General features: G+C 70.7%; 9 protein-coding genes. 3 read left to right on the top strand and 6 right to left on the bottom strand.

The genetic code is table 11. From position 1 onward, the window contains the following. Positions 1-84: 84 nt before the first annotated feature. From IH25_RS0111230 to ngcE, 3 genes are read right to left on the bottom strand one after another with little or no spacing between them, the layout of a single operon-like run. A complete protein-coding gene (locus tag IH25_RS0111230) occupies positions 85-1,014 on the bottom strand; it encodes a carbohydrate ABC transporter permease (protein WP_030606846.1) in 930 nt (309 codons plus the stop codon). Between the two features lie 4 nt (positions 1,015-1,018). After that, complete coding sequence (locus tag IH25_RS0111225) at positions 1,019-1,945, bottom strand: carbohydrate ABC transporter permease (protein WP_030606843.1); 927 nt, start codon at positions 1,943-1,945, stop codon at positions 1,019-1,021. 29 nt (positions 1,946-1,974) lie between these two features. Beyond that, positions 1,975-3,420, bottom strand: coding sequence for an N-acetylglucosamine/diacetylchitobiose ABC transporter substrate-binding protein (gene ngcE / locus IH25_RS0111220; RefSeq protein ID WP_030606841.1), 1,446 nt, complete (start codon positions 3,418-3,420; stop codon positions 1,975-1,977). A gap of 340 nt (positions 3,421-3,760) precedes the next feature. On the opposite strand from ngcE, the gene IH25_RS0111215 reads away from it, so the two are divergent. The 3 genes from IH25_RS0111215 to IH25_RS0111205 all read left to right on the top strand — a co-directional run bounded on the left by IH25_RS0111215 (position 3,761) and on the right by IH25_RS0111205 (position 9,881). Then, on the top strand, positions 3,761-7,564 hold the full coding sequence (locus tag IH25_RS0111215) for a GH92 family glycosyl hydrolase (RefSeq protein ID WP_209445304.1): 3,804 nt from the start codon (positions 3,761-3,763) through the stop codon (positions 7,562-7,564). A 233-nt stretch (positions 7,565-7,797) separates the two neighbouring features. Continuing rightward, entirely contained in the window at positions 7,798-8,784 is a 987-nt protein-coding gene (gene rfbB, locus IH25_RS0111210; protein WP_030606835.1) for a dTDP-glucose 4,6-dehydratase, read from the top strand. Positions 8,785-8,870: 86 nt separating this feature from the next. After that, complete coding sequence (locus IH25_RS0111205; protein ID WP_078844212.1) at positions 8,871-9,881, top strand: alpha/beta fold hydrolase; 1,011 nt, start codon at positions 8,871-8,873, stop codon at positions 9,879-9,881. A 37-nt stretch (positions 9,882-9,918) separates the two neighbouring features. On the opposite strand, the gene IH25_RS0111200 is transcribed toward IH25_RS0111205, so the two are convergent. The 3 genes from IH25_RS0111200 to IH25_RS0111190 form a co-directional block, all read right to left on the bottom strand. Continuing rightward, positions 9,919-10,506 carry an NADPH-dependent FMN reductase gene (locus IH25_RS0111200; RefSeq protein ID WP_030606828.1) on the bottom strand — a complete coding sequence of 196 codons (588 nt, stop codon included), beginning with the start codon at positions 10,504-10,506 and terminating at the stop codon, positions 9,919-9,921. A gap of 68 nt (positions 10,507-10,574) precedes the next feature. After that, positions 10,575-11,486, bottom strand: a complete 912-nt coding sequence (locus IH25_RS0111195; protein WP_030606826.1) for an NADP-dependent oxidoreductase — start codon at positions 11,484-11,486, stop codon at positions 10,575-10,577. A gap of 472 nt (positions 11,487-11,958) precedes the next feature. Then, the gene (locus tag IH25_RS0111190; protein WP_030606824.1) at positions 11,959-14,754 is read right to left on the bottom strand and encodes an aconitate hydratase; all 2,796 of its coding nucleotides are present in this window, start codon (positions 14,752-14,754) and stop codon (positions 11,959-11,961) included. Between the last annotated feature and the right edge of the window lie 6 nt (positions 14,755-14,760).

The raw sequence follows: 14,760 nt of genomic DNA, 5'->3' as shown, positions 1-14,760 counted from the left end.
CACGGCGGCGCACACCGCCCCGAAGCCGCCGGGACGGTGTGCGCACGCGCAATCACGGGGTGTGGCCCCGCCCACCGCCGGGGGTTACTTCAGCGCCCCCGCGGTCAGCCCCTGCACCACCTGCCGCTGGAAGACGATGTACGCCGCGAGGACCGGCAGCATCGCCATGACCAGGCCCGCGAACAGACCGGACCAGTCGCCCTTGTAGCCCTGGCTGACCGCGAGCTGGACGAGTCCCTGGGTGAGCACCTTCTTGTCCGGGTCGGTGTTCAGGACCGTGGGCAGCATGTACTGGTTCCACTGGCCGAGGAAGTTGAAGATGCCCACGCTGATCAGGCCGGGCTTGGCCATCGGCAGCATGACCTGGAAGAACGTACGCGTGTGCGAAGCACCATCCACGAAGGCCGCCTCCGCCACCGAGGTGGGCAAAGTGCGGAAGAACGCCGTGAGGAAGAACACTGTGAACGGCAGCGAGTAGGCGATGTAGACCAGGATCAGGCCGTGGATGCTGTTCAGCAGGCCCATGTTGTTCACGACGTAGAACAGCGGGACCAGCGCGAGCATGACCGGAAAGCTCATGCCGCCGACGAACAGGTAGTAGATGAAGCGGTTGCCCGGGAAGTCGAACCGGGCCAGGACGTAGGCCGCCATCGAGCCGAGCACCAGGGTGCCCACGAGCGAGCCGCCGACCACCAGGACGGTGTTCAGGAAGTAGTCGCTCATGTGGGCGTCGGTCCAGGCCCTCGACCAGTTGTCGAAGTGCAGCCGGTCCGGCAGGGACCAGGGCGAGCCGAAGATGGAGCCGTCGTCCTTGAAGGACGTCATCACCGCCCACACCAGCGGCATGACCACCATGATCGCCCAGATCACGAGGACGCCGTGGGAGAAGACGTTGAGGACGGTCCCCTCCCGCTGCCGCCCGGAGGGCCGGCGCGCGGCCGGGGGCCGGTCCGTCTTGTCCACGGTGGCGCCGGACTCGGCCGGCGGCGGGGCGGGGGTCTCGGTCGTCTTCATCGGTTCAGAACTCCAGCCGCTCGCGACGGCCCAGCCGCATCACGATCGCCGCGAACGCGAGCGTGACGATCAGCAGGGCGACGCCGATGGTGGTGGCGTACGCGGCCTGACCGTCCCGGAACGCCTTCTGGTACACGTAGAGGACCATCACGGTGGTCGAGTAGTCCGGCCCGCCCGGTCCGGTCGTCATGATCTGCACGACCGCGAACGACTCCGCGCCGAGGGCGAGGATGCCCATGTACACCCAGCCGGACTGCACGGTGCCCCACAGCAGCGGCAGGGTGACGCGGAAGAACGTGGTGGCGCGGTTCGCGCCGTCCAGCAGCGCCGCCTCGTACAGCTCGGCCGGGATCGAGGCCATGCCCGCGGAGAACAGGACCACGAAGAAGCCGACCGTGGACCACACGAGCACCGCCATCACACACCACAGGGCGAGGTTCGGATCGCCCAGCCACAGCGGCTGCACGCCGTCGAGGCCGATGCCGCGCAGCAGCGAGTTGACCGCTCCGCTGTCCGGGTTGTACGCGAAGGCGAACAGCAGCGAGACGATCGCGATCGACAGCACCTGCGGGAAGAAGTAGACGATTTTGTAGAAGGCCGAGCCCCGCACCCCGGAAATGGCGGGGCCGCCCCTCCTCCGCCGGCCGCCCACATTGATCATGAAGGCGAAGAACAGCGCCAGGGCGAGTGTCACCACCGGCAGCACCAGAGCGAACAGGAGACTGTGCCGCAACGACTTCCAGAAGATGCCGTCGTCGAGCATCCTTTCGTAGTTGTCGAACCCGACCATCCTGAAATCGGGGCTGAGGCCCGTCCAGTCCGTGAACGAGTAGTAGATGGACTGGATGAACGGCCACACCACGAAGAGCGCGTACAGTCCCAGGGGCAGTGCCAGGAACCCCACGATGAACCGGTATTTGCCGTGCCGCATCGCCACTCCGGTGCTGTCAGGGTGCCGGATTACTGGTGCTTGTAGTGCTTGATGGAGGAGTCCTTGGCCGCCTCGTCGGCGAATGCCTGGATCTTCTTGATCGCCTCGGCCGGGGTGAGCCGGCCGGCCATCATCTCGCCGAGGCCGGACACCCCGATCTTCTCCTTCTGCAACTGCACGTACCAGTCCTGCAGCCGGGGGTTGACCACGTTGCTCCCGGCCTTCTCCAGCGCGGCCACACCCGACTTCAGGCCGGGGGTGAGGGTGATGCCGGAGGTGCCGCCGTTGAACGCGGTCAGCGACTTCACCTTGGCGGTGAAGTTCTTCGAGGACGCCTCGGAGAGCATGATGCGCAGCTGCTCCATGCCGCCCTCGGCGTTCTTCGCCTTGGCCGGGACGATGAAGGGCTCGCCGCCGGAGGCCCAGATGGTGCCGAACGGCAGCTTGTCGGAGGAGTCGAGGCCGGAGGGCGCGGAGACGGCGAGGCCGAAGTCGGACGGGATGACGTTGGCCGACTCGTTCTCCACCCAGGAGCCGTTCGGCAGGAACAGCGCCTTGCCCTTGGCCCACGCGGTCTGCGACTGGATGTGGTCCAGGCCCGGGGTGCCCTGGAGGATGTAGCCCTTCTTGTACAGCTCGTAGTAGGCCTCGAAGCACGCCTTGACCGCGGGGTGCTTCCAGGCGTTCGGCTCCAGGTTGTCAATGGCGTCGAGCACCTCGCGCCCGCCGACCTTGCCGATCATCGGGTACAGCGAGAAGGGGATGTAGTACGGGTACTTGCCCGCGTAGGTCCAGCCCGCGATGCCCTTCTTCTTGGCCTTGGCGCACAGCGCGAGCATGTCGTCCCAGGTCTCCGGGTAGGCCGCGTCCAGCGAGTCCAGGGCCTTCTGCGAGTACCAGACGCCGTAGACCGTGTAGGCGTAGTACAGGATCCAGACCGGGTCGCCGTCGAACTGGCCCATCTCCACGATGCCGGGGCGCAGGGTGTCGCGGACCTTCTTCTTCGGGTCGTCGTACGAGGGCGCGTCCAGCAGCGCGGTGAGGTCGGTGAGCTGGTTCTTGCCGACGAGGACGCCCATGTCCATCTGCTCGGCGCCGGAGTTGTCGATGAGATCCGGCGGGGTGCCCTGGTTGAAGCGGGGCTGGAGGGTGGACTGGATCTTCTGGGTGGCCGCGAACTTCACCTTGGCCTTGGGGAAGTCGTGTTCGTAGATCTTCACCGCGTCCTCGGCGTACTCCTTGCCGAAGCCGCCGTCGAAGAGGACGAATTCCAGCCCGGCGGTGTCGTTGACCCCGAGCGGGTTCTTGGCGGTCTTCTTGCCCTGCTCGGCCTTCTCCTGTCCGTCGCCGCCGCTGCTCGCGCAGGCGGACAGCAGGCCCATCCCCGGCGTGGCGACCAGACCGAGCGCCGCCGAGCGCTTGATCAGATCGCGGCGGCCGACACCTTCGGCACGGTGGTGCGCAGTGGATCCCATGCTCAAGTCCTCGCCTTCTCCAGGACTCAGGCGGTGAACCGGATCCTTGCCGGCACCGCAGGTCGGGTCGTGCAGGGTCGTGCGGGAAATGCCGACAGGTATAGTCCACTTGACCCCGGCGGACAAGATCGAGTGCAGGGTTCCCCCTGGGTCTTTTCCGAGTTGAGACCTGCCGGAAATATGCGCCCGCGACACGTGCCACGCAGGAAGAATTCGCGGCATTACTCCCTGAATGCCACAGCCAACACCCTTGACATCACGGGCCACTTGACCACCTACTGGTTCCTGCGCCCGTAGCTGACAACGTTGTCCGAAGGGGTGCAGGAGGGGAAATCCGTAGATGCAGCGGAGAACTCGGCACAGATGGGGTCCGGCGGCCGTCCTCACGGCCGCCTTTGTCATGGCCGTCGGCGCGCAGGGCGCGGCGGTCGCCCTGCCGGCCGGGCCTGCGGCGCCCGACCGGGAGTTCGCGTCCTCGTTCGAGGCGGGCGAGCCGGCGCCGGACTGGCTGAACACGGTGGACACCGGCCCGGACGGCGGCAAGCGGGCGTCGGGTGTGGACGGCGGTTACAGCACCGGCATCCCGGGCAATGTGACCGACCATGTCACCGAGGTCCGGGCCGGCGGCGAGAACGCGGGCGCCGGTGAGGTCAAGGAGAACCTGGCCGACGGCGAGCCCGGCACCAAGTGGCTGACCTTCGAGCCGTCCGGCTGGGCGGAGTTCGACCTGGACAAGCCGGTCGGGCTGCGGACGTACGCGCTCACCTCGGCCAACGACTACGCCGAGCGCGACCCGAGGGACTGGACCCTGAAGGGCTCGGCCGACGGCACGCACTGGACGACGCTCGACACCCGCTCGGGCGAGACCTTCTCCGAGCGGTACCTGACCAAGTCGTACGACCTGGCGGAACCGGCCGTCTACCAGCACTTCCGGCTGGAGGTGACGCGCAACAACGGCGCCCCGGACATCCTCCAGCTCGCCGATGTGCAGTTCTCCACCGGAGGCGGCGGCGGGCCGGTGCCGCAGGACATGCTGACCCTGGTGGACAAGGGGCCCAGCGGCTCCCCGACCGCCAAGGCGCGGGCCGGGTTCACCGGCAAGCGCGCCCTGCGCTACGCCGGCCGGCACACGGCGGACGGCCGCGCGTACTCGTCCAACAAGGTCTTCGACGTGAACGTGCGGGTCGGCCGGGACACCGAACTGGCCTACCGGATCTTCCCCTCGATGGCCGACGGCGACCGCGACTACGACGCCACCCACGTCTCCGTCGACCTGGCCTTCACCGACGGCACCCACCTCAGCGACCTGGGCGCCCTGGACCAGCACGGCTTCCCGCTCTCCCCGCGCGGGCAGGGCGCGGCGAAGGCGCTGTACGTCAACCAGTGGAACAACGTGGCCGCGCGGATCGGCTCGGTGGCGGCCGGGAAGACCGTCGACCGGATCCTGGTGGCCTACGACTCCCCGGACGGCCCGGCCAAGTTCCGCGGCTGGCTGGACGACGTGTCCCTGAAGCCGGTCGCGCCCGCCAAGCCGAGGGCACACCTGGCGGACTACGCGCTGACCACCCGCGGCACCCACTCCAGCGGCAGCTTCTCGCGCGGCAACACCTTCCCGGCGACCGCCGTGCCGCACGGCTTCAACTTCTGGACGCCGGTGACCAACGCGTCGTCGCTGAGCTGGCTGTACGAGTACGCGCGCGCGAACAACGCGGACAACCTGCCGACGATCCAGGCGTTCAGCGCCAGTCACGAGCCGAGCCCCTGGATGGGCGACCGGCAGACCTTCCAGGTGATGCCGTCGGCCGCGGCCGGCACCCCGGACACCGGCCGCGAGGCGCGCGAACTGGCCTTCCGGCACGAGAACGAGACCGCGCGGCCCTACTACTACGGCGTCCGGTTCGAAAACGGCCTCAAGGCCGAGATGACCCCGGCCGACCACGCGGCCGTGCTGCGCTTCACCTACCCCGGCGACGACGCGAGCGTGCTGTTCGACAACGTCACCGAGCAGGCCGGGCTGACGCTGGACGAGGAGCACGGGAGGGTCACCGGCTACTCGGACGTGAAGTCGGGCCTGTCCACGGGCGCCACCCGGCTGTTCGTGTACGGCGAGTTCGACAAGCCGGTGACGGACGGCGCGGCGAGCGGGGTGAAGGGCTACCTGCGCTTCGCCGCGGGCGCCGACCGCACCGTCACCCTGCGCCTGGCGACCTCGCTGATCGGCGTCGACCAGGCGCGGGAGAACCTGCGCCGGGAGATCCCCGCGGGCACGTCCTTCGACACCGTGAAGGCGCGCGCCCGGCACGCCTGGGACGAACTGCTCGGCAAGGTCGAGGTGGAGGGCGCGAGCGAGGACCAGCTGACCACGCTCTACTCCGGCCTGTACCGGCTGTACCTGTACCCCAACTCCGGCTTCGAGAAGGTGGACGGCAAGGACCGCTACGCTTCCCCGTTCTCCCCCATGCCGGGCCCGGACACCCCCACGCACACCGGCGCGAAGATCGTCGACGGCAAGGTGTACGTCAACAACGGTTTCTGGGACACCTATCGCACCACCTGGCCCGCCTACTCGTTCCTGACGCCCACCCGGGCCGGGGAGCTGGTCGACGGGTTCGTGCAGCAGTACAAGGACGGCGGCTGGACCTCCCGCTGGTCCTCCCCCGGCTACGCCGACCTGATGACCGGCACCTCCTCGGACGTGGCCTTCGCCGACGCCTACGTCAAGGGCGTGAAGTTCGACGCGAAGGCGGCGTACGACGCGGCCGTGAAGAACGCCACCGTCGTCCCGCCCGCACCGGGCGTGGGCCGCAAGGGCATGGCCACCGCCCCGTTCCTCGGCTACACCCCGACCGACACCCACGAGGGCCTGTCCTGGGCGATGGAGGGCTACGTCAACGACTACGGCATCGCGAAGATGGGCGAGGCGCTGTACGAGAAGACGGGCGAGAGGCGCTATCGGGAGGAGTCGCGGTACTTCCTCGACCGCGCCCGCGACTACGTGAGGCTGTTCGACACCAGGGCGGGCTTCTTCCAGGGCCGGGACGCCAAGGGCGGCTGGCGGGTGGACTCCGCGACGTACGACCCCCGGGTGTGGGGCTACGACTACACCGAGACCAACGGCTGGGGCTACGCCTTCACCGTCCCGCAGGACAGCCGGGGCCTGGCCAACCTGTACGGCGGCCGGCAGGGCCTCGCCGACAAGCTCGACGCCTACTTCGCCACCCCGGAGACCGCCTCCCCCGACTACGTGGGCTCCTACGGCGGTGTCATCCACGAGATGACCGAGGCCCGGGACGTCCGGATGGGCATGTACGGCCACTCCAACCAGGTCGCGCACCACGTGTTGTACATGTACGACGCGGCCGGCCAGCCGTGGAAGACGCAGGCGTACGTGCGCGAGGCGCTGTCCCGGCTGTACACCGGCAGCGAGATCGGGCAGGGCTACCACGGCGACGAGGACAACGGCGAGCAGTCCGCCTGGTACCTGTTCTCCGCGCTCGGCTTCTACCCGCTGGTGATGGGCGGCGGCGAGTACGCCGTCGGCTCCCCGCTGTTCAAGAAGGCGACCGTGCACCTGGAGAACGGCCGGGACCTGGTGGTGCGGGCACCCCGGAACAGCGCGAAGAACGTCTATGTGCAGGGCCTCAAGGTCAACGGCCGCCCCTGGACGTCGACTTCGCTCCCCCACTCGCTGCTGGCCAAGGGCGGGGTGCTGGACTTCGCCATGGGCCCGGAGCCGTCGGCCTGGGGCACGGGCGAGAACGCGGCGCCGGTCTCGATCACCCGGGACGACAAGGTGCCCGAGCCGCGCGCGGACGTCCTGAAGGGCGCCGGGGCGCTCTTCGACGACACCTCGGCGACGAGCGCGACGCTCACCTCCGCCGACCTGCCGGTGCAGGGCGCCGTACATCCCGTCCAGTACACGCTGACCTCGGGGGCCGACCACACCACCGCGCCGACCGGCTGGACCCTCCAGGGCTCCGCCGACGGCACGACGTGGCGGACCCTGGACCACCGCACCGGTGAGACGTTCGCCTGGGACCGCCAGACCCGCCCCTTCACCATCGCCACGCCGGGCACGTACGCCCGCTACCGCCTCGTCCTGGACCGCGAGTCCACCCTGGCGGAGGTGGAACTGCGGGCCTGAGCGCACACCGGGCACGGCGGCCGGCCCGCCGGAGGAGCCGCGGGGCTCTTCCGGCGGGCCGGTCTCGCGCGCGGGCGGGGGGGCGCGCGAGCGGGGCCGGTGCCGGGTAGGTGGCGGGGGCCGGTCGGCGGGGTGAACGGTCTCCCGCCCATACTGCCTTCGAGGACCCGACAGGCCACAGGAGCACCGATGACACCACGCACCCCCGCCCGCACCGCACGGGAGGCGACGGCATGAGACTGCTGGTCACCGGCGGAGCCGGGTTCATCGGCTCCCACTTCGTGCGCACGCTGCTCGACGGCGGCTACCCGGGCCACGAGACGTCCCGGGTGACCGTCCTGGACAAGCTCACCTACGCCGGGCACCGGGACAACCTGCCCGCGGCGCACCCCCGGCTGGAGTTCGTGCGCGGTGACATCTGCGACCCGGAGTTGCTGGACCGGATCCTGCCCGGGCACGACGCGGTGGTGCACTTCGCCGCGGAGTCGCACGTGGACCGGTCGGTCCGGTCGGCGTCGGAGTTCGTCCGCACCAACGTGGCCGGCACCCAGGCGCTGCTGGACGCCTGTCTCGCGGCCGGCACCGAGCGGTTCGTCCACGTCTCCACCGACGAGGTCTACGGCTCCATAGCCGAGGGCTCCTGGACGGAGGACCACCCGCTGCTGCCCAACTCGCCCTACGCCGCCTCCAAGGCGTCCTCGGACCTCCTCGTCCGCGCCTTCCACCGCACGCACGGCCTGAACGTGTCGATCACCCGCTGCTCGAACAACTACGGCCCCTACCAGCACCCCGAGAAGCTGATACCGCTGTTCGTGACCAACCTGCTGGAGGGCCTGCCGGTGCCGCTCTACGGCGACGGGCGCAACGTGCGCGAGTGGCTGCACGTCGACGACCACTGCCGGGCCGTCGCGCTGGTGCTCGACCGGGGCCGGCCGGGCGAAATCTACAACGTCGGCGGCGGCGACGAACGCACCAACCGCGAGGTCACCGAACGGCTGCTCGCGCTGTGCGGCGCCGACTGGTCGCGGGTACGGCACGTGCCCGACCGCAAGGGACACGATCTGCGCTATGCCTTGGACGACGGCAAGATCCGCGCGGAGCTGGGCTACGCCCCGCGGATCCCGTTCGAGCGGGGGCTCGCCGACGTCGTCGCCTGGTACCGGGACCACCCCGGCTGGTGGAAGGCCGTCCGGCACGCGGCGGAGGGCGCCGCCCGCTGAGCCGCCGGGCGTGCCCGCGTACGACCGGCCGCGCCGCACCGGCGCCCGAAGCGGCGGCGATCGCGGGGACGGCTTGGTAGAAAGGCATGTCCGCACCCTTCGTCACCGCACCGCTCGTCACCCCGCCGCCCACCACAGGAGGTACCCCGGTGCAGGCCGTATCGTCGCCAGGGCTCACCCGTCCGGACTCCCCCGCTCCCGCCCCGCCGGACCCGCCCGGCTCCCGGGAGCTGACACTCGACGGCGGCGACGGAGTACGGCTGTCGGCGCTGCTGGCCGAACCCGGGGCGGGGCAGGCGCCCAGGGCCGTGGTGATCGCCCTGCACGGCAGCGGCATGCGGGCCGGCTACTTCGACAACCGGGCGAAGCCGGGCCTGTCGCTGCTGGAGCTGGGCAGCCGGCTCGGCTACACCGTGCTGGCGGTCGACCGGCCGGGCTACGGCGCCTCGGCCGCCGCGCTGCCGGACGGGCAGGATCTGGCCGGGCAGACCGCCACGCTCGGCTCGGCCCTGGCCGACTTCGCCGGACGCCGGCCCGTCGGCGCCGGGTTCTTCCTGCTCGCCCACTCCGGCGGCGGCCGGCTCGCGTTGTCCACCGCGGCGGCCGACGCCCTGCCGGCCCCGCTGATCGGGCTGGACCTGTCCGGGCTGGGCAGCGCCTTCGCCGTGACGCCCGACCAGTTGCCCGGCGCCGGCGCGCCCGGGGCCTGGCGGCGGCACTGGGGACAGCTGCGGCTGTACCCGCCGGAGGCCTTCCGGGAGGGGCAGCGGCTGGTGGCCCCGGTGCCGGCCACGGAGGCCGGCGAGACCCTGGAGTGGCCCCGGATGTACCCGGAGCTGGCGGGGCGGGTGCGGGTGCCGGTCCGGTTCACCTTCGCCGAGCAGGAGCAGTGGTGGCGCACCGACGAGGAGGCGGAGCGCGCCCTGCTGGCGCCGCTCGCCGCGCCGCGCGCGGTGGTGGACCGGCTGCCCGACGCCGGGCACAACATCAGCCTCGGCTGGGCCGCCCGCACCTACCACCTGCGGGCCCTGGCCTTCCTGGAGGAGTGCCTGCTGGCCCACGCGGCGGCGCCGCCCACCCGTCCGCCCGCCGGCTGAGCAGCCGTCCGGCCCGCCCGGTGCGGCGGGCCCGGCATCAGCCGTCGTAGGGGCGGGCGGCGCGGCCCTCGCGCAGGGTCAGGCCCCACCAGGCGAGCTGGTCGAGCAGCACGGAGGCGGCCTTGCCGGCGCCGTCGGCGTCCCGGGGGCGGCCCTGCTCGTCGAACTGGTCCCAGGCCATGTGGAAGCCGACGGTGTCGCGCAGGGTGACGGCGTGCAGTTCGGCGAAGACCTGGCGCAGCTGCTCCACGGCCCGCTGGCCGCCGGCCATGCCGCCGTAGGAGACGAAGCCGACGGGCTTGGCCCGCCACTCGCGGTAGACGTAGTCGATGGCGAGCTTCAGCGAGGCCGGGTAGCCGTGGTTGTACTCGGGCGTGAGGACGACGTACCCGTCCATTCCGCCGATGCGCTGGGCCAGGGTGAGGGTGCCCTCCCGTGGCTCGGTGGCGTCCAGGGTGAGTTTCAGCTCCGCCACGAGCGCCGGCTCGGAGAGGTCGATGACGTGGACCTCCATGTCCTCGCGCCGGCCGATCTCGGAGAGGAACCACTGGGCGACCTTGTCGGCGAACCGTCCGGTGCGCACGCTGCCGATGATGACGCCGATCTTGAGGGGGGTCGTGGACATGGGAGATCTCCTCGCAGGAGTGGAAGGAATGAACGAAAGGAATGAAAGAGGGGTGAAGCAGGTGGCGCTCAGCCGACCAGCAGGACGATCTTTCCGCGGCCGTGGCCGGTCTCCAGCTCGCGGTGCGCGTCGGCGGCCCGGGCCAGCGGCAGGGTCTTGCGGATGTGCACGGTGAGCTCGCCGCCGGCGACCAGTGCGGCCAGTTCGGCGAGCCGCCGCGCCGAGCGCATGCTGCGAATCCAGCGCACGCCCAGCTCCTCGTAGACCTCGTGGGCGAAGATGGTGCCGACCCGGTCCTTGTCCTTGACGAGTTCGGCCGCGACCCGCAGGCCCTCGACGCTCGCCGTGTCCAGGGCGGCGTCCACGCCCTCGGGCGCCGCCGCGCGGACCCGGTCGATCAGGCCCGCGCCGTAGGCGACCGGGACGGCGCCCAGCTCGCGCAGGTAGGCGTGGTTCTCCTCGCGGCCGGTGGCGATCACCTTGGCGCCCCGGGCCACCGCGAGCTGCACGGCGATGGTGCCGACCCCGCCGGCTCCGCCGTTGATCAGCACGGTCTCGCCCTCGCCGACGCCCAGGGTCTCGATCGCGGTGTGGGCGGTCTGGCCGGAGGCGGACAGGCAGCCGGCGACCTCCCAGGACAGCGCGGCGGGCTTGGGCACGATCTGGTCCGCGGGGACGACGAGGTACTCGGCGTAGGTGAGCTGGGTGCGGAAGCCCAGGACCTCGTCACCGGCCGAGAATCCGGTGACGCCCTCGCCGAGCGCGTCCACGACGCCGGCGAAGTCGCCACCGGGGATGTGCGGCAAGGTGACGGTGAAGCCCGGCGGGACCCAGCCGGTGCGCACCGCGCAGTCGACGGGCTGGGTGCCGGCCGCCTTCACCCGCACCCGCACCTCGCCCGGCCCCGGCTCGGGCGTCGGCACCTCCATCAGCTCCAGGACCTCGGGCCCTCCGAACGCGCGGAACGCGGCAGCCTTCATTGTTCAACCCCTCTTGACAGCACGGCACTTCGGCTGATCGGCGGCCTGCGGCTCGCCGTCGCCGGCAACAGGACGAACGTAGAAGCTCAAGTCCGCTTGAGGTCAAGCGCCGGCCGAGGCCACACCGGCCCCAGGGGCAACAGCGGGGGCCACCCGTACCACAGAGGCCCGCGTGCGCTCCGGCAGGCGCGCGCCGATATCACCCGGTCGGGCTACGGAAGCGGGTTGACCGGGCCGGAGGGGGCGGCGGTAGAGTCGAGGAAAGCTCGATGACAACGATGTCGTGGGTCGGCGGTCACGTCGGCCGCGCGCCTGCGACCCCCCTCTCCGGGCAGGTACCCGCCCCCCTCGCCTGCCCGGCTCGCGGACCCGGTGCACTCGGCCACCGGGTCCGCCCGGAGCAGGACGAAGGGCCGCGCCCCCGGGTGCCGGGGACGCGGCCCTTCGCCGCCGAACCGCTGTGCCCTGCCGCTTACTTGCGGATCAGGTTGCGCAGCACGTACTGCATGATGCCGCCGTTGCGGTAGTAGTCCGCCTCACCGGGGGTGTCGATGCGGACGACCGCGTCGAACTCCACACCGGTGTCGGTGGTGACCTTCACCGTGCGCGGGGTGCGGCCCTCGTTCAGCTCCGTGACGCCGGAGATGGAGAAGGTCTCCTCGCCGGTCAGGCCGAGGGAGTCGGCGGAGGCGCCCTCCGGGAACTGGAGCGGCAGCACGCCCATGCCGATGAGGTTGGAGCGGTGGATGCGCTCGTAGGACTCGGCGATGACGGCCTTCACGCCGAGCAGCGCGGTGCCCTTGGCCGCCCAGTCGCGGGACGAGCCGGAGCCGTACTCCTTGCCGGCCAGGACGACCAGCGGGATGCCGGCGGCCTGGTAGTTCTGCGAGGCGTCGTAGATGAAGGAGACCGGCCCGCCGTCCTGCGTGAAGTCGCGGGTGTAGCCGCCCTCGGTGCCCGGCGCGATCTGGTTGCGCAGGCGGATGTTGGCGAACGTGCCGCGGATCATGACCTCGTGGTTGCCCCGGCGGGAACCGTAGGAGTTGAAGTCACGCCGCTCGACGCCGTGCTCGGTGAGGTACTTGCCGGCGGGGGTGTCGGCCTTGATGGCACCGGCCGGGGAGATGTGGTCGGTGGTGACCGAGTCGCCCAGCTTGGCCAGGACGCGGGCGCCGGCGATGTCCTCGACCGGGGCCGGGTCCATGGTCATGCCCTCGAAGTACGGGGGCTTGCGGACGTAGGTGGACTCCGCGTCCCACTCGAAGGTGTCGCCGGTCGGGATCGGCAGCGACTGCCACTGGGCGTCGCCGGCGAAGACGTCGCTGTAGGACTTGGAGAACATGTCCTCGCCGATGGCGTTGGCGACGACCTCGTTCACCTCGGCCTCGGAGGGCCAGACGTCCTTCAGGTAGACCGGGTTGCCGTCCTGGTCGGTGCCCAGGGCCTCGCGGGTGATGTCCAGCTTCATGGAGCCGGCGATGGCGTAGGCGACGACCAGCGGCGGGGACGCCAGGTAGTTCATCTTGACGTCGGGGTTGATCCGGCCCTCGAAGTTGCGGTTGCCGGACAGGACCGAGGTGACGGCGAGGTCGTGGTCGTTGACGGCCTTGGAGACCTCCTCCGGCAGCGGGCCGGAGTTGCCGATGCAGGTGGTGCAGCCGTAACCGACCAGGTTGAAGCCGAGCTTGTCCAGGTACGGCGTGAGGCCGGCCTTGTCGAAGTAGTCGGTGACGACCTTGGAGCCCGGGGCGAGGGTGGACTTCACCCACGGCTTGCGGGTCAGGCCCTTCTCGACCGCCTTCTTGGCCACCAGGGCGGCGGCGACCATGACGTACGGGTTGGAGGTGTTGGTGCAGGAGGTGATGGCCGCGACCGTCACCGCGCCGTGGTCCAGCTCGTAGCTGGTGCCGTCGGGGGCGGTCACCCGGACCGGGTTGGACGGGAGGGCACCGGTGCCCTGGCCGTGCTGCGGGGCGCCCGCGCCGTTGTCCTGGTGGCCGTAGGCCGGGGCGTCGGAGGCCGGGAAGGACTCGGCGCTGGCCTCGTCCACCGGGGAGGCGGCGGCGTCCGCGGTCTGCGCGACCGGCGCCTCGACGTAGTTGAGGACGTCCTTGGCGAACTGCTGGGCGGCCTCGGCGAGGACGATGCGGTCCTGCGGGCGCTTCGGGCCGGCGATGGAGGGGACGACCGTGGAGAGGTCCAGCTCCAGCTTCTCGGAGAAGTCCGGCTCGGCGGCCGGGTCCAGCCACAGGCCCTGCTCCTTGGCGTACGCCTCGACCAGGGCGACCTGCTGCTCGGAACGGCCGGTCAGGCGCAGGTAGTTCAGGGTCTCGCCGTCGATCGGGAAGATGGCGGCGGTGGAGCCGAACTCCGGCGACATGTTGCCGATGGTGGCGCGGTTGGCCAGCGAGGTGGCGGCCACGCCCTCGCCGTAGAACTCGACGAACTTGCCGACCACACCGTGCTTGCGGAGCATCTCGGTGATGGTGAGCACGAGGTCGGTGGCGGTGGTGCCGGGGCTCAGCTCGCCGGTGAGCTTGAAGCCGACAACGCGCGGGATCAGCATGGACACCGGCTGGCCGAGCATGGCGGCCTCGGCCTCGATGCCGCCGACGCCCCAGCCGAGGACGCCGAGGCCGTTGACCATGGTGGTGTGCGAGTCGGTGCCGACCAGGGTGTCGGGGTAGGCCTTGCCGTCGCGGACCATGACGACACGGGCCAGGTGCTCGATGTTCACCTGGTGGACGATGCCGGTGCCCGGCGGGACGACCTTGAACTCGTCGAAGGCGGTCTGGCCCCAGCGCAGGAACTGGTAGCGCTCCTTGTTGCGGCCGTACTCCAGCTCGACGTTCTGCTTGAAGGCGTCGGTGGTGCCGAACTTGTCGGCGATGACGGAGTGGTCGATGACCAGCTCGGCCGGCGCCAGCGGGTTGATCTTCGCCGGGTCGCCGCCCAGCTCCTTCACGGCCTCGCGCATCGTGGCGAGGTCCACGACGCAGGGGACACCGGTGAAGTCCTGCATGATCACGCGGGCCGGCGTGAACTGGATCTCCTGGCTGGGCTGGGCCTGGGAGTCCCAGGTGCCGAGGGCGCGGATGTGATCGGCGGTGATGTTCGCGCCGTCCTCCGTGCGGAGCAGGTTCTCCAGCAGGACCTTGAGGCTGTACGGCAGCCGGGCCGAGCCCTCCACCTTGTCCAGCCGGAAGATCTCGTACGACTCGCCGCCCACCTGCAGCGTGCTGCGGGCGTCGAAGCTGTTCGCCGACACGACAGT

It is taken from the genome of Streptomyces achromogenes subsp. achromogenes, assembly GCF_000720835.1.
GTDB lineage: Bacteria > Actinomycetota > Actinomycetes > Streptomycetales > Streptomycetaceae > Streptomyces > Streptomyces achromogenes.
The sequence above is the reverse complement of the archived record's forward strand: the minus strand, read 5'-3'. Positions and strand labels throughout refer to the sequence as shown.

Coding starts and splice junctions, on each gene's coding strand:
- IH25_RS0111195 (WP_030606826.1), bottom strand. CDS start 11,486: ATGAAGGCTGCCGCGTTCCGCGCGTTCGGAGGGCCCGAGGTCCTGGAG.
- IH25_RS0111200 (WP_030606828.1), bottom strand. CDS start 10,506: ATGTCCACGACCCCCCTCAAGATCGGCGTCATCATCGGCAGCGTGCGC.
- ngcE (WP_030606841.1), bottom strand. CDS start 3,420: ATGGGATCCACTGCGCACCACCGTGCCGAAGGTGTCGGCCGCCGCGAT.
- IH25_RS0111205 (WP_078844212.1), top strand. CDS start 8,871: ATGTCCGCACCCTTCGTCACCGCACCGCTCGTCACCCCGCCGCCCACC.
- rfbB (WP_030606835.1), top strand. CDS start 7,798: ATGAGACTGCTGGTCACCGGCGGAGCCGGGTTCATCGGCTCCCACTTC.
- IH25_RS0111225 (WP_030606843.1), bottom strand. CDS start 1,945: ATGCGGCACGGCAAATACCGGTTCATCGTGGGGTTCCTGGCACTGCCC.
- IH25_RS0111230 (WP_030606846.1), bottom strand. CDS start 1,014: ATGAAGACGACCGAGACCCCCGCCCCGCCGCCGGCCGAGTCCGGCGCC.
- IH25_RS0111215 (WP_209445304.1), top strand. CDS start 3,761: ATGCAGCGGAGAACTCGGCACAGATGGGGTCCGGCGGCCGTCCTCACG.